This window comes from Pseudomonas siliginis (assembly GCF_024072275.1).
GTDB classification, from domain to species: Bacteria; Pseudomonadota; Gammaproteobacteria; order Pseudomonadales; family Pseudomonadaceae; genus Aquipseudomonas; species Aquipseudomonas siliginis.
The window spans coordinates 1,629,381-1,646,402 of record NZ_CP099598.1 but is presented as its reverse complement, the minus strand read 5'-3'; the positions used below and the strand labels follow the sequence as shown (position 1 = coordinate 1,646,402).

18 protein-coding genes are annotated in these 17,022 nt (G+C 61.7%); 12 read left to right on the top strand and 6 right to left on the bottom strand.

From position 1 onward, the window contains the following. Nucleotides 1–5: 5 nt before the first annotated feature. Nucleotides 6–869: a PHP domain-containing protein gene (locus NF676_RS07800; protein ID WP_039761090.1), complete on the bottom strand. Its 864-nt coding sequence runs from the start codon at nt 867–869 to the stop codon at nt 6–8. 87 nt (nt 870–956) lie between these two features. Here NF676_RS07800 and NF676_RS07795 point away from each other — a divergent pair, with 87 nt between their 5' ends. From NF676_RS07795 to NF676_RS07770, 6 genes are all read left to right on the top strand, one after another. Next, nucleotides 957–1,553: a septation protein A gene (locus NF676_RS07795; RefSeq protein WP_024012071.1), complete on the top strand. Its 597-nt coding sequence runs from the start codon at nt 957–959 to the stop codon at nt 1,551–1,553. A 1-nt stretch (nt 1,554) separates the two neighbouring features. After that, nucleotides 1,555–1,854: a YciI family protein gene (locus NF676_RS07790; protein ID WP_016771127.1), complete on the top strand. Its 300-nt coding sequence runs from the start codon at nt 1,555–1,557 to the stop codon at nt 1,852–1,854. A gap of 108 nt (nt 1,855–1,962) precedes the next feature. Continuing rightward, nucleotides 1,963–2,373 (top strand): SH3 domain-containing protein, encoded by a 411-nt coding sequence (locus NF676_RS07785; protein WP_016771128.1) that lies wholly within the window; start codon nt 1,963–1,965, stop codon nt 2,371–2,373. A 7-nt stretch (nt 2,374–2,380) separates the two neighbouring features. After that, on the top strand, nt 2,381–3,058 hold the full coding sequence (locus NF676_RS07780) for a response regulator transcription factor (protein WP_016771129.1): 678 nt from the start codon (nt 2,381–2,383) through the stop codon (nt 3,056–3,058). A 259-nt stretch (nt 3,059–3,317) separates the two neighbouring features. Further along, the gene (locus NF676_RS07775) at nt 3,318–3,770 is read left to right on the top strand and encodes a Spy/CpxP family protein refolding chaperone (protein WP_042607494.1); all 453 of its coding nucleotides are present in this window, start codon (nt 3,318–3,320) and stop codon (nt 3,768–3,770) included. Between the two features lie 176 nt (nt 3,771–3,946). Continuing rightward, nucleotides 3,947–5,287, top strand: coding sequence for a sensor histidine kinase (locus NF676_RS07770; protein WP_252887488.1), 1,341 nt, complete (start codon nt 3,947–3,949; stop codon nt 5,285–5,287). Between the two features lie 214 nt (nt 5,288–5,501). Here the strand turns inward: NF676_RS07770 and NF676_RS07765 are convergent, their stop codons facing one another. Next, a complete protein-coding gene (locus NF676_RS07765; protein WP_056783730.1) occupies nt 5,502–6,068 on the bottom strand; it encodes a nitroreductase family protein in 567 nt (188 codons plus the stop codon). A gap of 121 nt (nt 6,069–6,189) precedes the next feature. Between NF676_RS07765 and NF676_RS07760 the strand changes: the two genes are divergently transcribed. Beyond that, nucleotides 6,190–7,644: a TrkH family potassium uptake protein gene (locus NF676_RS07760; RefSeq protein WP_024012066.1), complete on the top strand. Its 1,455-nt coding sequence runs from the start codon at nt 6,190–6,192 to the stop codon at nt 7,642–7,644. On the opposite strand, the gene NF676_RS07755 is transcribed toward NF676_RS07760, so the two are convergent. After that, nucleotides 7,601–8,662: an AraC family transcriptional regulator gene (locus NF676_RS07755; RefSeq protein WP_202947690.1), complete on the bottom strand. Its 1,062-nt coding sequence runs from the start codon at nt 8,660–8,662 to the stop codon at nt 7,601–7,603. The genes NF676_RS07760 and NF676_RS07755 overlap by 44 nt on opposite strands. Nucleotides 8,663–8,827: 165 nt before the next feature. On the opposite strand from NF676_RS07755, the gene NF676_RS07750 reads away from it, so the two are divergent. Both NF676_RS07750 and NF676_RS07745 read left to right on the top strand, forming a co-directional pair. Next, a complete protein-coding gene (locus tag NF676_RS07750) occupies nt 8,828–9,139 on the top strand; it encodes an Mpo1-like protein (RefSeq protein WP_042607489.1) in 312 nt (103 codons plus the stop codon). A gap of 14 nt (nt 9,140–9,153) precedes the next feature. Beyond that, nucleotides 9,154–9,744 (top strand): HD domain-containing protein, encoded by a 591-nt coding sequence (locus tag NF676_RS07745; protein ID WP_252887487.1) that lies wholly within the window; start codon nt 9,154–9,156, stop codon nt 9,742–9,744. A 110-nt stretch (nt 9,745–9,854) separates the two neighbouring features. Here NF676_RS07745 and NF676_RS07740 read toward each other — a convergent pair whose 3' ends face one another. Further along, nucleotides 9,855–10,670, bottom strand: a complete 816-nt coding sequence (locus NF676_RS07740; protein WP_252887486.1) for a UDP-2,3-diacylglucosamine diphosphatase — start codon at nt 10,668–10,670, stop codon at nt 9,855–9,857. Nucleotides 10,671–10,805: 135 nt separating this feature from the next. Here NF676_RS07740 and NF676_RS07735 point away from each other — a divergent pair, with 135 nt between their 5' ends. Then, nucleotides 10,806–11,570, top strand: coding sequence for an AraC family transcriptional regulator (locus tag NF676_RS07735; protein WP_095180690.1), 765 nt, complete (start codon nt 10,806–10,808; stop codon nt 11,568–11,570). Between the two features lie 72 nt (nt 11,571–11,642). Further along, entirely contained in the window at nt 11,643–12,536 is an 894-nt protein-coding gene (locus NF676_RS07730) for a DMT family transporter (protein WP_252887485.1), read from the top strand. Here the strand turns inward: NF676_RS07730 and NF676_RS07725 are convergent. Then, a complete protein-coding gene (locus NF676_RS07725) occupies nt 12,530–12,817 on the bottom strand; it encodes an Rdx family protein (protein WP_076566525.1) in 288 nt (95 codons plus the stop codon). The two genes, NF676_RS07730 and NF676_RS07725, sit on opposite strands and share 7 nt — an antisense overlap. Before the next feature lie 71 nt (nt 12,818–12,888). On the opposite strand from NF676_RS07725, the gene NF676_RS07720 reads away from it, so the two are divergent. Further along, the gene (locus NF676_RS07720) at nt 12,889–15,078 is read left to right on the top strand and encodes a patatin-like phospholipase family protein (RefSeq protein WP_041478976.1); all 2,190 of its coding nucleotides are present in this window, start codon (nt 12,889–12,891) and stop codon (nt 15,076–15,078) included. 128 nt (nt 15,079–15,206) lie between these two features. Here the strand turns inward: NF676_RS07720 and NF676_RS07715 are convergent, their stop codons facing one another. Next, a complete protein-coding gene (locus NF676_RS07715) occupies nt 15,207–17,009 on the bottom strand; it encodes a motility hub landmark protein FimV (RefSeq protein WP_252887484.1) in 1,803 nt (600 codons plus the stop codon). Nucleotides 17,010–17,022: the final 13 nt, after the last annotated feature.

Sequence of the window (17,022 nt, the reverse complement as noted above, 5' to 3'; positions counted from 1 at the left end):
CCTGTTCAGACGGCGGCAATATCTGTGTCATGTTTGAACCGACACCACAGGGGTGGAAGGTCCTCGGGAACCGGCCGGTACTGGCCGATTTCGGACCAGCCGCCAGGGCCATGGAAGTCACTGCCGGCGCTGACCAGCAGACCGAACTCACGGGCAAGGATCGCCAGGCTGCCCACCTGTTCTGCGGGCTGATGGCCATTGACCACCTCGATAGCATGCCCGCCTGCTTGAATATAGTCGGCAATCAGCTTTCGGCGCTTGCTACGGGTGAAATCGTAGTGCCATGGATGCGCCAGGCTGACCCAGGCACCGGCGGCGCGCAGGGTGCCGACAGTGTCTTCCAGCGTCGGCCAGTGCAGTTTGACGTCGCCGAGTTTGCCGGCGCCGAGCCATTTGCGGAACGCCTCGGCGCGATCCTTTACATAACCTTCACGCACCATCCAGTCAGCGAAATGCGGCCGGGCCGGCGCGTTGCCGCTGTCGCCCAGTTCCTGCTGGATCTGCCGGGCGCCGTCGAGGGCACCGGGCATCCCCTTGAGTGCGAGCTTGCGGCTTATTTCTTCCGACCGCAGCCAGCGGCCATCGTGCAATTTGGCGATCGCTTCCACTAACGGCGCAGCGTTGACGTCGAAGCCGTAACCCAGCACGTGAATAGTCGCCCCGCCCCAAGTGCAGGACAATTCGACGCCGTTGACCAGTTGCATGCCCAACTCGGTGGCCGCCGTACGCGCCTCGGCGAGCCCCTCAAGAGTGTCGTGGTCGGTCAACGCCAGGACTCGCACGCCGTTTTCGAACGCACGCGCAACCAGAACCGCAGGCGCCAGGGCGCCATCGGAGGCCGTGCTGTGGCAGTGCAAATCAACATTCACGGGGAGTTGTAACCTCAAATCAGCTGGCGCTATCGCGCGCCCATATGTTTGTTATTATGCCGCCACATCCAGCTTCTGGCTCTCACTGTGAAACAATTCATCGATTTCATCCCGCTTCTGCTGTTCTTCATCGTTTACAAACTTGATCCACGGGTCGTCGACATTGCCGGCCAGCAAGTGACCGTAGGCGGTATCTACAGCGCCACGGCGATGCTGATCATCAGTTCCCTGGTGGTGTACGGCGCGCTGTTCATCAAGCAGCGCAAGCTGGAAAAGAGCCAGTGGCTGACGCTGATCGCCTGTCTGGTATTCGGCAGCCTGACGCTGGCCTTCCACAGCGAAACCTTCCTGAAATGGAAAGCGCCGGTGGTCAACTGGCTGTTCGCTGCGGCGTTCATCGGTAGTCACTTCATCGGCGATCGCTTGCTGATCAAACGCATCATGGGTCACGCGCTGACCCTGCCCGACCCGGTCTGGACCCGCCTGAACATCGCCTGGATCGCGTTCTTCCTGTTCTGCGGCGCCGCCAACCTGTTCGTCGCTTTCACCTTTCAGAGCATCTGGGTCGACTTCAAGGTGTTCGGCAGCCTGGGCATGACCGTGCTGTTCCTGGTCGCACAGGGCGTTTACCTGTCGCGCCATCTGCATGACACCGATACCACAACGCCAAAAACCGAGGACTGACATGCTCTACGCCATCATTGCCACCGACGTTGCCAACTCGCTCGAAGCTCGCCTGTCCGCGCGCCCGGCGCATCTGGAACGCCTGCAAGCGCTCAAGGGCGAAGGCCGCATCGTGCTGGCCGGCCCGCACCCGGCGGTCGACAGCAATGATCCGGGCGCAGCGGGGTTCACCGGCAGCCTGATCGTCGCCGAGTTCGACTCCCTCAGCGCCGCACAGGCCTGGGCCGATGCCGATCCGTACATCGCCGCTGGCGTTTACGCCAATGTGATCGTCAAGCCGTTCAAGCAAGTCCTGCCTTAAGTCCTTCCACGCGATGAACCTTCTCGGTTCATCGCGCTCTCAATCGCTCATTATTCTCGTTTGCCTGCCGACAACCTGCCCAATATCCATTTGGAAACAGGTGTCGCGATGCGCAAGGGTCCGTTGTGTCTGATGTTGCTCACGTTGTCGATCATGGCCCCCGCCCATGGTGAGGAAACCACCGAAAGCGGCAGCTCAACGCCATTGTCATTGAGCGCCGGCAGCCAGATCACCGAGCTGCAACAGCGGCTCAAGGCCAGTGAACAGCAGCGCGAAGAACTGAACAAACAACTGCAAAATGCCGACAACACTCGCGAAAGCGCCCAGCTCGCCCGGCTGCGCCAGGAGAACCAGCGTCTGAAGCTGCAACTCAAGGAAGCCCAGGCCAGCCCGCTGCCGCGTTTGCTGACCGATCAACAGCAGTGGTTCGTCACTGGCGCCGGAGTAGCGCTATTGGCGCTGCTCTGCGGTATCTTTGCCAGCGGTGCAAGCCGAAAACGTCGGCAATGGCTAAATTGAGTGAGTCATGAGCGAGCTGTTATTGATTGATGATGACCAGGAGTTGTGCGAACTCCTGAGTAGCTGGTTGAGCCAGGAAGGCTTCCAGGTGCGCGCCTGCCACGACGGCCAGAGCGCCCGCAAGGCGTTGGCCGAAACCGCCCCGGCGGCGGTGGTGCTGGACGTGATGCTGCCCGACGGCAGCGGTCTGGAACTGCTCAAGCAATTGCGCAACGACCACGCCGACCTGCCGGTGCTGATGCTGTCAGCGCGTGGCGAACCGCTGGACCGCATCCTCGGCCTCGAACTGGGTGCCGACGATTATCTGGCCAAACCCTGCGACCCCCGCGAACTGACCGCGCGCCTGCGTGCCGTGTTGCGCCGCAGCCACCCGGCAGCCGTTTCGACGCAGCTCGAGCTGGGCGACCTGAGTTTCAGCCCGGTGCGCGGCGTGGTCAGCATCGACGAAAAAGAACTGACCCTGACCGTCTCCGAAAGCCGCCTGCTCGAAGCCCTGCTCAAACAGCCGGGCGAGCCGCTGGACAAACAGGAACTGGCGCAACTGGCCCTCGGCCGCAAGCTGACCCTGTACGACCGCAGCCTCGACATGCACGTCAGCAACCTGCGCAAAAAAATCGGCCCCCACCCCGACGGCCGCCCGCGCATCGTCGCGCTGCGTAGCCGTGGTTACTACTACAGCCTGTAAAACCATCTTGTTCCGTGTACGAGCTGCCCAAGGCGGCGATCTTCAGGCTGCAGGACGCAGAGCGTCCTCGGCTGCATTCCTACGCAGAGCGTGGGAACGATCAGATCGCAGCCTTCAGCACCTCCTGCACTGGATATGTGTAAGGCCGGGCACGAAACGTCTTTACCGAAGCTTTACGCTGCGCTGACCGCCGCTGACCTTGATCTGCGTAATCTGCACTCATCCGGAACGTACCGGGAACGAGACAAGGAGATACACCATGCGCAAGACTCTTATCGCTCTGATGTTCGCTGCCGCTCTGCCAACCGTGGCCATGGCCATGCCGCAGGATGGCGGTCCGCTGGGTGGTCCGCTGGATGGCCCGCGCCACGGCGGTCAGATGCACGGTGGCATGCACGGCAAAGGCCCGTATAGCCAGCTCGACCTGACCCGCGAACAGCGCGAGCAGATTCGCAAGATCATGGGCGAGCAGATGCATGAGCGTAAGCAGGTGGTCGACAAGTACCTGGAAAAACTCTCGCCGGCCGACCAGAAAGCCATGAAGGACGAGATCGCGGCCAACCACAAGAAAGCCGAGTCCGATGTCCGCGCACTGCTTAAGCCCGAGCAACAGAAGCAGTTCGACGAAATCCAGAAGAAACGCGCCGAACGCCGCGCCGAGTGGGCCGAGTTCAAGGCCTGGAAAGCGCAGCAGGCACAAAAGGCGCAATAATGGCTTGACCCTGGGCCCGACGACTCACCTCGTCGGGCCTGTTCCATTCAAATCGAATGTGGGAGCGAGCCTGCTCGCGAAGGCGGTGTATCAGCCAGCGATGGATTGACTGACACTACGCCTTCGCGAGCAGGCTCGCTCCCACATTTGAACGGTGTGATTTTCGAGGAGTTTCTGTGCGTTCACTGTTCTGGCGGATTCTTGCGAGCTTCTGGCTGGCCATCGCTCTGGTAGCCGGGCTGTCGATTCTGCTCGGGCACATGCTCAATCAGGACGCGTGGATTCTCAGCCGCCATCCCGGCCTCAACACGCTGGCCGCAGAATGGACGCAGACCTACGAAGCCCAGGGCGAAGAAGCCGCGCAGGATATCCTCGAACAACGTAAACGCCAGTATCACATCGACGTTCAGGTGCTCAACGAAACCGGCGATCCGGTGGTGCGTGGCACCTTTCCGCGCCGCGCCGCAGCATTCGAGGCGCGGCAGAACAACGACGATCGCCGTCTGCCGTGGCGGCGCCTGACCGACGAAATCACCAGCGAAAAAACCGGTGACACCTACCTGTTCATCTACCGCATCCCGCACCCGGAACTCGACGCCTGGCACCGCGAAAGTCTGCTCTGGCCACTGAGTGCGCTGGGTATTGCGCTGGTGGTGCTGACCCTGTTCAGTTTGCTCGTGACTTTCTCCATCACCCGCCCGCTCAGTCGCTTGCGCGGCGCGGTGCATGATCTGGGGCAGACGACTTATCAGCAGAACAGTCTGGCGAAACTCGCCAACCGCCGCGACGAATTCGGCGTGCTGGCCACCGATTTCAACCGCATGGGCGCGCGCCTGCAAAGCCTCATCGGCAGTCAGCGCCAGTTGCTGCGCGATGTCTCCCACGAACTGCGCTCACCACTGGCGCGCCTGCGCATCGCGTTGGCTTTGGCCGAGCGTGCCAACCCTGAAGAGCGCGAGAAACTGTGGCCACGCCTGACCCGCGAATGCGATCGGCTGGAGGCGTTGATCAGTGAAATTCTGGTGCTGGCGCGAGTCGATGCCGACAACGCCAGCGCTGAAGAAGTGGACCTGAATGCGTTGCTCGCCACGCTGCAAAAGGATGCGCAGCTCGGCTCCCCCGAGCAGACCGTACGCCTGCAAGCTGAGTCACAACTGAATCTCAAAGGCTGGCCGACGATGATCGAGCGCGCCGTGGATAATCTGCTGCGCAACGCCCAGCGCTTCAACCCGAGCGATCAGCCGATCGACTTGCAGGCAGCGCGGCAGGGTGAGCGGATTGTCATCAGCGTGCGCGACCATGGGCCGGGGGTACAGGCGGAACATCTGAGCCAGTTGGCTGAACCGTTTTATCGCGCGCCGGGGCAGACCGCTGCCGGGCATGGCCTGGGGCTGGCGATCGCCAAACGCGCGGCAGAACGGCATGGCGGCACGCTGACGCTGGCCAATCATCCGCAGGGCGGCTTTGTGGCGAGTCTGGAATTGCCGCAGATACCGGGAGTCGTGGTCCAGCCCTGAAAAAGCCCCTCACCCCAACCCTCTCCCGGAGGGAGAGGGGGCCGAGCGAGTTGTCTGCCGTTGTGCATCGACCTTATGGATTCGCAGAAACCAGACGTCCGGTATCCCGACGCTGGATTCAGCGAAGGACGCTCAGGTCGGTGTAATTCCAAAGCATCCCCCAATCAGTCCCCTCTTCCTCTGGGAGAGGGTTAGGGTGAGGGGCTTTTGATCTTCAGACCTTACCTGGCCAGGCGCTGACGAACTCAGCCAGATCAACCTTCTCCGCCACGCGCGGCTCTTTCTGCGGCGTGCCGAGATAGAGGAACGCGATCACCTCCTCGCCTTCCACCAGCCCCAAACCTTCGGCCACATGCTTGGAGTACGCCAGATCCCCGGTGCGCCACACCGCGCCAATCCCCTGCGCATACGCCGCGAGCAAAATCCCGTGGGCCGCACAGCCGGCCGTGAGCAGTTGCTCGGCCTTCGGGTATTTCACGTGTTCCTGCAATTTCGCGATCACCACGACCACCAGCGGTGCCCGCAACGGGCCGTTGCGCGCCTTGTCGATCATCGCGTCGGTGACTTCACCGCCCTGCTGTCGGGCCGCCTCGGCCAGCAACTCGCCCATTTGCTCACGCGCCGCGCCTTCGACGGTCAAAAAGCGGTAAGGCTGCAAATGCCCGTGATCCGGGGCACGCAAGGCCGCGCCGAACAGGGCTTCGCGCTGCTCGGCAGTAGGGGCCGGTTCGACCAGGCGGGGAACGGAAACACGGTTGAGCAACGCGTCGAGAGCCTGCATCGGCCACCTCCTTTGAAAAATGTGCAGCTATTCTAGCTGCAACTGCGCAGCGCCTGCCGGTTTACATGCCTTGCCCCGCAGGTAGAATGGCGCCCTTGTTCAATCAGCCCGAGCGGATTTCATGGCGTTGCCGACCTTACGGATCATTGGTTTTATCATCGGCATCTTCCTGATAACCCTGGCTGTGGCCATGGTCGTGCCGATGGCCACGCTGGTGATTTTCGAGCGCACCAGCGATCTGCCGTCGTTCCTCTGGGCGAGCATGATCACCTTTGTCGCCGGCCTCGCTCTGGTGATACCCGGCAGACCGGAACACATTCACCTGCGCCCGCGCGACATGTACCTGCTGACGGTCAGCAGCTGGCTGGTAGTGTGCATTTTCGCCGCGCTGCCGTTTCTGCTGACCCAGCACATCAGCTACACCGACTCGTTCTTCGAAAGCATGTCCGGCATCACCGCCACCGGTTCCACGGTGCTCAACGGCCTGGACAACATGTCGCCGGGGATTCTGATGTGGCGGTCGCTGCTGCACTGGATCGGCGGCATCGGCTTTATAGGCATGGCGGTGGCGATTCTGCCGCTGCTGCGCATCGGTGGCATGCGCCTGTTCCAGACCGAATCCTCCGACCGCTCGGAGAAGGTCATGCCGCGTTCGCACATGGTGGCGCGGTTGATTGTGGCGGCCTACGTCGGTATCACCATTCTCGGCAGTCTGGCGTTCTGGTGGGCCGGAATGAGCCCGTTCGATGCGATCAACCACGCGATGTCGGCGATTTCCACCGGTGGTTTCTCGACCTCTGACCAGTCGCTGGCGAAGTGGACACAACCGGCAGTGCACTGGGTGGCGATCGTCATCATGATCCTCGGCAGCCTGCCGTTCACCCTGTACGTGGCGACGCTGCGCGGCAACCGCCGTGCGTTGATCAGGGATCAACAGGTGCAGGGTTTGCTGGCGATGTTGCTGGTGACCTGGCTGGTGCTCGGCACCTGGTATTGGTGGACCACCAAGCTGCATTGGCTGGAAGCGCTGCGGCATGTGGCGCTGAACGTGACCTCGGTGGTCACCACCACAGGTTTTGCCCTCGGTGATTACAGCCTGTGGGGCAACTTCTCGCTGATGCTGTTTTTCTATCTTGGCTTTGTCGGCGGCTGCTCAGGTTCGACGGCGGGCGGGATCAAGATTTTCCGTTTTCAGGTCGCCTACATCCTGCTCAAGGCCAACCTTAATCAGCTGATCCACCCGCGCGCGGTGATCAAACAGAAGTACAACGGTCACCGCCTCGACGAAGAGATCGTCCGTTCGATCCTGACTTTCTCGTTCTTCTTCGCCATCACCATCTGCGTGATCGCGCTGCTGCTGTCGCTGCTCGGAGTCGACTGGATGACCGCGCTGACCGGCGCCGCCAGCACCGTGTCCGGCGTCGGCCCGGGTCTGGGCGAAACCATCGGCCCGGCCGGCAACTTCGCGACCCTGCCGGATGCGGCGAAGTGGATTCTGTCGTTCGGCATGCTGCTCGGCCGACTGGAGATCATTACGGTGTTTGTGCTGTGTATTCCGGCGTTCTGGCGTCATTGACCGCGTCCGGCACCTGCGTCAGGCGCAAGCGGTACTCGCCGGGCGTGGTGTCGAACCAGCGGCGGAACGCGCGGAAGAAGTTGCTCGGGTCGGCAAAGCCCAACAGGTAGGCGATTTCCAGCAAGGTCATGCTCGGTTGCGCCAGATATTGTTCGGCCAATTCACGCCGGGTGTCGTCGAGCAATTGCTGGAAACTGGTGCCCTCCTCCTGCAAGCGCCGCTGCAAAGTGCGCTGCGACAGGTGCAGCGTCTGCGCCACGGTGTCACGCTTGGGCTCGCCCTGCGGCAACAAACGACACAGCACCTGGCGTGCCCGGTGTGTCACGCGACTTTCGGAAAACCGCGCCAGATATTCCCCGGCAAAGCGATCATGCAACAGCGCCATGGCTTCGTTGGCGGTCGGCAGCGGCGCCTCCATATCGGCCCGTTCGAAGATCAACGCGTCGTATGGCGCGTTGAACACCAGCGGTGCGTGAAAGGCTTCTTTATAAGGTTGCAGGTTTGTCGGCTGATCGCCCTGAACCAACACTTTGACCGGGTGCAGCGGGCGCCCGGTCAGCCAGCCGCACAGCGCCAACGCGCAGGCCAGTGACGCTTCGGCACTCTGCCGGGTCGGCGGCAAATGATCGCCGTGCACGGTGAGAATAAGCGCGTAACCTTCGTCGAGCAGGCGAAAACTCAGGTCAGCGCTTTCGGCAATGATGCGTTGATAGCGCACCAGACGCTGGAAGCCTTCAGCCAGGGTATTGCTCGACATCAGCGCGTAGCCGGCGACATGAAACGAGGCCGGGCGCACCACTTTGCCCATGTTCAGGCCGATCGCCGGGTTGCCGGACACCTCGACCGCGCGCTGCCAGAGCCGGGTCATGGAGTCTTGCGGGAAGCGTGCATCCGGATCTTCAAGGGCGCTGAAATCCAGCCCCAGTTGCCTGAACAGAACCCGGCAATCCAGGCCGTCCATCTCCAGTGCTTTGACAATCCCCATCGCCCAGCTTGCAGAAGTCGTTCGTTCGCTCATGGTTGTTATTCTTTTACATGACGGGCTGCAGATAACCGCCCTATTTGCGAAGGATACTAAAGTGGCGCCGATTGTCACTGGCCCACGCCAATGATCACTCTAGACTCAAATAAGCTCCCCGCCGAACAACTTGTCGCCAGAACAATCACCACAGAGAGCGCGGTCGTGGAAAACATCAAGCGGTTCAACAGCTTCGCCGAGTTCTACCCCTATTACCTCGCCGAGCACAGCAACAGCACCTGCCGTCGTCTGCATTTCATCGGCACCTCTCTGGTCATCTTCATTCTCGCCCTGAGCATCGCCAAAGGCGCCTGGCTGCTGTTGCTCGCGCTACCTCTGGCCGGTTACAGCTTTGCTTGGATCGGCCACTTCTTTTTTGAAAAAAACCGCCCGGCGACGTTTCAGCATCCGTTGTACAGCCTGCTCGGCGATTTCGTCATGTACCGCGACATGATTCTCGGTCGCGTGGCGTTCTGAATGAGGGTCCACCCATGAATGCCCATGCTCGCTTCACCCATATGAAGGATGGCACCGAGGAAGACTGGGCGATCATCGCCGCCGACTTCAGTGCCTATGCCAGACAACTGCCGTCGCGGATCCTCGCGCATCTGAAGCTGCTTGAGGGCGACTTCGGCGGTTTCCCGGTGGATCGCCTGACCCACTCGTTGCAAACTGCGACCCGCGCCTTTCGCGACGGGCGTGACGAGGAATACGTGGTCTGCGCGCTGTTGCACGACATCGGCGACACCCTCGGTTCGTACAACCATCCGGACATCGCCGCAGCGATTCTCAAGCCGTTCGTGAATGCGGAAAACCTGTGGATGGTGGAAAAGCACGGCATTTTTCAGGGCTATTACTTCTTTCATCACCTGGGCATGGATCGGCACTTGCGCGAGCAGTTCAAGGACCATCCGCAGTTCCAGGCCACGGCCGAATTCTGCGCCAAATACGACGCCGCGGCTTTTGACCCGGCGTATGACACGCTGCCGCTGAGTTTCTTCGAGCCGATGATGGAAAGGCTGTTTGCGCAGCCGAAGAACTCGATCTACCAGGCTGCGATGCAAGAACACAGCCCGGCCTGAGAACACATGTGGGAGCGAGCCTGCTCGCGAAAGCGCTGTATCAGGCACATAAGCTTTGTCTGACACTACGCCTTCGCGAGCAGGCTCGCTCCCACAGGGTGATCTTTCGCTCAGGCGAGCTCGGCAACTTTGGCAGCTTTCAATTGCGCCTCCCGCGCCTGGGCATCCGCCAGCCGATACAACTCGATCGTGCCGTCCCAATGCTCGATCAGCGCCGTGCACGACTCGACCCAATCGCCGCAGTTGAGATAGTCCACCCCGCCGACCTTACGAATCTCGGCATGGTGTATATGCCCGCAAACCACGCCATGCAGTTCGCGCTTCACGCACTCGTGGGCGATGGCTTCTTCAAAGTCGCTGATGAAACTGACGGCGGTCTTGACCTTGTGTTTCAGGTACGCCGACAGCGACCAGTAACCGTAGCCATAGCGGGCGCGCCAGTGATTGAGCCAGCGGTTGAGGGTCAGGGTGAATTCGTAGGCGGAGTCGCCGAGAAACGCCAGCCAGCGGTGATAGCGGGTGATCACGTCGAACTGATCGCCGTGAATCACCAGCAAATGCCGGCCATCGGCGGTGACATGCACCACTTCGTCGACCAACTGGATATTGCCCAGAATCAGTTTCGAATAGCGCCGCAGGAATTCGTCATGGTTGCCGGTGACATAGATCACCTCGGTGCCGCGCTTGCTCATGGTCAGCAGGCGGCGGATGACGTTGGTGTGGGCTTGCGGCCAGTACATGCCGCTGCGCAGTTTCCAGCCGTCGATGATGTCACCGACCAGATAGACCTTGTCGGCGTGGTAGCCCTTGAGAAATTGCGACAAGTGCTCGGCCTGGCAATCCCGGGTGCCCAGGTGCACATCGGAGATCCACAGGGTTCGCACCCGTTGTTTGCGACTGGGTCGGGCGAGCTCGGCGCTGGTCATGGGCAACCCTCTGCGATGTTTTCGCCAGCTTGCGCGCGCCGGGTTAATCGACCGTGACAAGCGTGAGTCAGTCGTGTGACAACGCATCCGGCGTACGGCGGTGTAGACTGAGGGCCACTTCGGAGACAACCTGCCATGCGACCGATCCTCACCTTGCGTCAGTACACCCACGACTTGATTGTGCACAGCCACGAGCACCCGCAGTTGGTGTTCGGGCTGTCCGGTGCGCTGGATTTCGAGGTCGAGGGCTGTGGCAGCCAAGTGCGTCAGCAGAGTGTCGTGGTGGTTCCGTCCGGCGCTCATCATGCCTGCGACAGTCCCCAAGGCAGCAGCTGCCTGGTGCTCGACATCCCTGAAGGGCAATGGGTGCAGGATTCGCTGGGCGCGCATGCCGAGGCCAGTCGCCGCTTGCTCGATCATCCGGGGCGGCTGTCGCTGGACTCGGGGCAGAGCCAATTGGTCAGCTGGCTGGCGAACAGTCCGGTCAGCGATCCGTTGATCGCGCAGCAAGGCGCGGTGTTGCTGTTGGCCAGTCTCAATCACGCGCAACCTGCCGAACTCCGCGCGCGTCGCTTGCCCTACGCCGCGCTGGATGCGCACATCGAGCAATACGCCGCCTATCCGCTGCAAGTGGCCGACCTGGCGCGCGTGGCCGGGTTGTCCAGCGCGCGCCTGCACGCTCGGTTCATGGCCGAATGCGGACAGACGCCGATGGATTACATCCGCAGTCGACGCCTGCATCTCGCGGTGCAACTGCTGCGCGACACTGCATTGCCGATTGGTGAAGTAGCCAGTCGCGTCGGTTACAGCTCGCAAAGTGCGTTCTCGGCCGCAGTCCTACGTGAGTTCGGCTCGTCGCCCGGACATCTCCGGCGCGATTCCTACGACAAAAGACGATAGCCTGCCGACAGACTTGCAGGCCGAGACGCGGTTCAATGGCCCCATGAAGTTGAACCTGAAAAAAGGAATGCAATGACTCCGCGTACCGCCCTCGGCGCTCTGCATATCGGCGCTTTGATGTTTGGCCTGACCGGTGTGTTCGGCAAACTCGCTGCCGCATCCCCTGCTGTGATCGTATTTGGACGTGCAGCTTTCGCCGTGCTCGCCCTGGCATTTTTTGCCCGTTTCGCCAGCCAGCATGGTTGGCAGAAACTTCAGGCCGTGGACTGGCGGCGCCTCGCCCTCAGCGGCGTGTTGCTGGCCGGGCACTGGGTGAGTTTTTTCGTATCGGTGAAGATCGCCGGGGTGGCCATCGCCACGTTGGGCTTTGCCAGTTTCCCGGCGTTCACGGTGATTCTCGAAGGACTGATCTTCCGCGAACGCATCCGTGCCAATGAAATCGTCCTGGTGGTATTGGTCAGCATCGGTCTGGTGCTGGTGACGCCCGCATTTGATCTGGGCAGCGGCGCCACCGTCGGCTTGCTTTGGGCAGTGTTGTCCGGCCTGCTGTTTTCCCTGCTGTCGCTGACCAACCGCGCCAGTTCCGGGCGCATCCCGGCGGTGCAGGCAGCGTTGTGCCAGAACGTCGTCGTGGCGTTGTGTCTGTTGCCGGTCGCGGCGCCGCAGTTGAGTCAGGTCCGAGCGCTGGACTGGTTGTGGATCGCGCTGCTCGGAGTGTTCTGCACGGGCGTGGCGCACAGCCTGTTCGTCGCCAGTCTGGCGGTGATCAAGGCACGCACGGCGGCAGTGGTGTTCGCCATGGAGCCGGTCTACGGCATCACCCTCGCCTGGCTGCTGTTCAGTGAAACCCCGACCCTGCGGATGCTCATCGGTGGCGCGTTGATCATCGTCGCGATTGTGGTGTCGGCGCGGATGTCAGGCGGCAGCGACAAGACAACCGTCGCCGCCGAGGCCGCCTCTCACTGAGTGCGGTCGTTGTGGCCGAGGTCGCGGTCAGGATCGATCTGATCGCGCACTCGCTGCTTCAATACCTTGGCCTCAGGGAAACCACCGTCGGTCTTGCGCTCCCAGATCTGCACACCCGCACAAGTGATATGAAACACCCCACCGGTGCCCGGCACCAACGACACTTTGCCCAAGTCGTCAGCGAAGGTGCTGAGCAGTTCCTGAGCCAGCCACGCCGCGCGCAGCAGCCACTGGCATTGAGTGCAATAAGTGATGACAACTTCGGCTTTGGCGACGGTCATGATCGCTGAAACTCCTGAGACAGAGGGCGCCGCTATAATAGCCGGCTTTACCGCTTGCCCCGAGACTCACAATGCGCCGTTTGCTGTTTTGCCTGCTGCTTGGTTTCCTTCCCCTGCTGGTTCACGCCAGTGAAGCGCCACGACCGAAAGTCGGCCTGGTGCTGTCCGGCGGCGCTGCGCGCGGGCTGGCGCACATCGGCGTGCTCAAGGCGCTGGAAGAACAAGGCATCAGGATCGACGCGATTGCTGGCACCAGCATGGGCGCGGTAGTCGGCGGCCTGTACGCCTCGGGCTATAAGATCGACGAGCTGGAAAAACTCGCCCTGAGCATCGACTGGCAAGCGGCGCTGTCCGACGCGCCGCCGCGTGAGGACGTGCCATTTCGACGCAAGCAGGACGACCGCGATTTTCTGGTGAAGCAGAAACTCAGCTTCCGCGACGACGGCAGTCTCGGCCTGCCATTGGGGGTGATTCAGGGCCAGAACCTCGCGCTGCTGCTGGAAAGCCTGTTGGCGCACACCAGCGACACCCGCGACTTCGACAAACTGCCGATCCCGTTTCGCGCCGTGACCACCGACATCGCCAATGGCGAAAAAGTGGTGTTTCGCAAAGGCCACCTGCCGCAAGTGATCCGCGCGAGCATGTCGATCCCGGCGGTGTTCGCCCCGGTTGAGCTCGATGGGCGCCTGCTGGTGGACGGTGGCATGACCGACAACATCCCGCTGGATGTCGCGCGGGAAATGGGCGTCGACATCGCCATCGTCGTCGACATCGGCACGCCGCTGCGCAATCGCAAGCAACTGACCACGGTGGTCGATGTGCTCAATCAGTCGATCACCTTGATGACCCGGCGCAACTCCGAAGAACAACTGGCGACTCTGCATGCCAATGACGTGTTGATCCAGCCTGCGCTGGCCGCATTCGGCGTGACCGATTTCGGCAAGGCTCAGGAGATGATCGATGCTGGTTACCGCGCCACGCGGATCCTCGATGCGCGGCTGGCGCAGCTGAAGCCGACTGAAACCCAGGACGCGGAATTGAACGCCGCCCGTCAGCCGGGCCAGCGCACGCCGATCATCACCGCGATCCGCGTCGAAAATGACTCGAAGGTCGACGATGACGTGATTCGCTATTACATCCGCCAACCGATCGGCGCGCCGCTGGACCTGGGCCGCCTGCATTCGGACATGGGCACGCTGTACGGCCTCGATTACTTCGATCAAGTGCGTTACCGCGTGGTGCACAAAGGCCAGGATCACACCTTGGTCATCAGTGCCAGCGGCAAGCGCAGCGGCACCGATTACTTGCGGGTCGGCCTGAATCTGTCGGACGACATGCGCGGCGACAGTGCTTTCAACCTTGGTGCCAGTTATCGCGTCAACGGCATCAACCGCCTCGGTGCGGAATGGCTGACCCGGGCGCAGATCGGCGACAAGCAGGAGCTGTACAGCGAGTTCTATCAGCCGCTGGACGTCGGCTCGCGTTACTTCGTCGCGCCCTACGGGTCGTTCGAGGCGCAGAACGTTGACTCGGTGCTGGATAACGATCCGATCGCGCAGTATCGGGTCGAGCGTTACGGCTTCGGCCTCAACCTCGGCCGGCAGATCGGCAACAACGGTGAAGTGCGACTCGGCGTCGGCCAGGCCTGGGGCAAGGCTGACGTACGCATCGGCGATCAGGATCTGCCGAGTGAAAGCTTCAACGAAGGCTTCTATACCGTGAAGTATTCCTACGACTCGCTGGACAACGTCTACTTTCCGCACGAGGGCAAGGACGTCAGCCTGACGTTTGCCCAGTTCGAACCGGGCCTGGGTTCAGACAATCGCTATCGCCAGTGGGAATTGAATTTCGACAAGGCCATGAGCCACGGGCCGGATACGCTGATACTCGGCGGGCGCTACGGCCGGACGCTGGACGATGCCAATGTGGTGACCTCAAGCTTCCTGCTCGGCGGCGCGCGGCAGTTGTCAGGATTCCGTGAGGATGCGCTGTCCGGGCAGAATGTCAGCCTGATGCGCGCCGTGTACTACCGCCGCCTGACGCCGCGCTCGTACCTGCCGCTGGACTTCCCGCTGTACGCCGGCGCCTCGCTGGAGCGCGGTCGGGCGTGGAACAATGACAATGAGTTCGACAGCGGCTACATCAACGCCGCGAGTGTGTTTATCGGCTTCGACACGCCGCTGGGGCCGTTGAACTTCACGTATGGGTTGAATGATGCGGATGAGCAGGCGGTTTATCTGAATCTGGGGCAGACGTTCTGACCTGAGACGGTGTTGGCCGATCTGACGCCTTCGCGAGCAGGCTCGCTCCCACAGGGAGAGCGCATTCCATTGTGGGAGCGAGCCTGCTCGCGAAAGCGGTCTCGGATGAACGCGAAATCCGTTGGCGCTCAGCGAATCCCCGCCAGCAACGTCCTTGCCGTCTGCTTCAACGGCTCATCTCCTTCCCTGAGCAATTCATTGAGCAGCGCGATCGCGCTGTCGATGTCGCCATCGTCGATGCAGGTTTGTGCCTGTTCGAGCTTGCCGGAGGACTCGATGTCGGTGGACTCGGGTGGTTGCAGATCCAAAGGTTCCAGCACCAGCGACGGCTCGGGATCGCCGAACTCATTGAGAAAGTCATCGTCGAGCGGCTGGGCGTCGGGTTCGGGTATCCATTCAAGTTCGGCTTCTTCAGCAGATGCAGCCTGTGGCAGGTCAAAATCGACAGGCAGCACTGACAAGCTAGTGCCCAGCTCTGGATCATCGATTGGCGGTGCGGCGGAATCGGTGCGGCTGTCGTTCAGATCCCAATTTGAATCCATCGACAGCTCGCCCAGATTCAATTCGAAATCATCCTCGAGAGCGCCGGGCGACGATGCAAGCGGCGCAGCTGCGGTCGCTGCCGTGGCCACGGGCAGCTCAGGCGCGATTGGCGTTGCTGCAAATGCCGCCGGTGCGGCGCCTGCCAGTTTGGGATGGCGAGCGCGGGTTTCAATCAGTTCGCGCTCATCGACGCCAAGCGCACGCAGGCGGTTTTCCTGCTGTTCGTAAGCGGCGCTGTCACCCTGGCGCCCAAGAACCTCCAGCAACTGCAAACCGAGATCGGTGCGTTCAGGCTCCTTGTGCAAGGCATCGCGCAGCAGCCCGGCGGCTTCGCTGAGCCGGCCGTAGGCCAGATAGATGCCCACAGCCTCCAGCACGTCGCCGGCACCGGGTTCGTCGCGATGATCGGCGGCCGCGTGCGCACCGACAGATTGTTGAAGTTCAGGCTCATCAACGTTGTCTTCGGCGCTCACAGGCAATAGCGGCATCGGCGTGCCATCTGCGGTCGAACCTTGCTGACGGCGACGTATGAGCAACGCAGCCAGCACGCCCAGCAGCAATAGAAGTCCGCCGAGCAGCGGCCAGTTCACGCCATCGTCTGCCGCCTCGACCGGGGCTGAAACAGCGGCCGGAACCGGAGCGACCACGGGCGGTGGCGGTGCTTTCTGCACTTCGGCCAAGCGGGTTTGCAAATCTTCAATCTGCTTCTTGCCGTCGGCTATTTGCACTTGCTGCTCTTGCAGCCTGAGGTTCTGTTCGTCGAGGGTCTTTTGCAGTTGCTGGGTGAGCAGCACGCTGGCGGCCAGTTGCTCGGCCTGCGCATCATTGGCAGGCGGCGCCGGCGTTGGCGGCACAGGCGTCGCAGGGCGTTTGCCTTGGGCAGCCTGGGGCGGTGCGGTAACCGGTTCGACGGTTGGAAACTCAGAAGATTGCGGGCGCGGATCCGGCTCGTCGGTGGCGGGCACGATGCCCGGCGAACCCGGCGGATCGATCAACACCGTGTACTCGCGCAACAGACGTCCGTTGGGTTGATCCAGCTGCACGAGAAAATTCAGGAAAGGTTCGTTGACCGGTTTACCCGAGGTCACCCGGATCATCTGGCGGCTGCCGCGCAGGATCGGAGTGAACTTGAGGTCATTGAGAAAGAACACCCGCTCGACGCCCGCCCGGCCGAATTCATCCGCCGAAGCCAGGCTGGCCGAGAGATCGTTTTGCGTCAACGTACCGACATCAACCAGCGCGATGTCGGCCTTGAACGGCTGATTGAGGGCTGAGTGAACAGTGATTTCGCCCAACCCCAACGCCATCGACCAGGTCGAATAGCTGAATACGCCCGCGAGCAGCAGCCATTTGGCGCCCCCGCGCAGCATGTGCCGACTTGCGAGCATGAGCATCCCTTAA

Excerpts from the sequence above, each read along its gene's own strand:
- NF676_RS07755 (WP_202947690.1), bottom strand. The coding sequence starts at position 8,662 with ATGAGCGAACGAACGACTTCTGCAAGCTGGGCGATGGGGATTGTCAAA.
- NF676_RS07785 (WP_016771128.1), top strand. The coding sequence starts at position 1,963 with ATGCGCAAGGGTCCGTTGTGTCTGATGTTGCTCACGTTGTCGATCATG.
- NF676_RS07715 (WP_252887484.1), bottom strand. The coding sequence starts at position 17,009 with ATGCTCGCAAGTCGGCACATGCTGCGCGGGGGCGCCAAATGGCTGCTG.
- NF676_RS07725 (WP_076566525.1), bottom strand. The coding sequence starts at position 12,817 with ATGACCGTCGCCAAAGCCGAAGTTGTCATCACTTATTGCACTCAATGC.
- NF676_RS07745 (WP_252887487.1), top strand. The coding sequence starts at position 9,154 with ATGAATGCCCATGCTCGCTTCACCCATATGAAGGATGGCACCGAGGAA.
- NF676_RS07780 (WP_016771129.1), top strand. The coding sequence starts at position 2,381 with ATGAGCGAGCTGTTATTGATTGATGATGACCAGGAGTTGTGCGAACTC.
- NF676_RS07765 (WP_056783730.1), bottom strand. The coding sequence starts at position 6,068 with ATGCAGGCTCTCGACGCGTTGCTCAACCGTGTTTCCGTTCCCCGCCTG.
- NF676_RS07760 (WP_024012066.1), top strand. The coding sequence starts at position 6,190 with ATGGCGTTGCCGACCTTACGGATCATTGGTTTTATCATCGGCATCTTC.
- NF676_RS07720 (WP_041478976.1), top strand. The coding sequence starts at position 12,889 with ATGCGCCGTTTGCTGTTTTGCCTGCTGCTTGGTTTCCTTCCCCTGCTG.
- NF676_RS07740 (WP_252887486.1), bottom strand. The coding sequence starts at position 10,670 with ATGACCAGCGCCGAGCTCGCCCGACCCAGTCGCAAACAACGGGTGCGA.
- NF676_RS07735 (WP_095180690.1), top strand. The coding sequence starts at position 10,806 with ATGCGACCGATCCTCACCTTGCGTCAGTACACCCACGACTTGATTGTG.
- NF676_RS07775 (WP_042607494.1), top strand. The coding sequence starts at position 3,318 with ATGCGCAAGACTCTTATCGCTCTGATGTTCGCTGCCGCTCTGCCAACC.
- NF676_RS07790 (WP_016771127.1), top strand. The coding sequence starts at position 1,555 with ATGCTCTACGCCATCATTGCCACCGACGTTGCCAACTCGCTCGAAGCT.
- NF676_RS07730 (WP_252887485.1), top strand. The coding sequence starts at position 11,643 with ATGACTCCGCGTACCGCCCTCGGCGCTCTGCATATCGGCGCTTTGATG.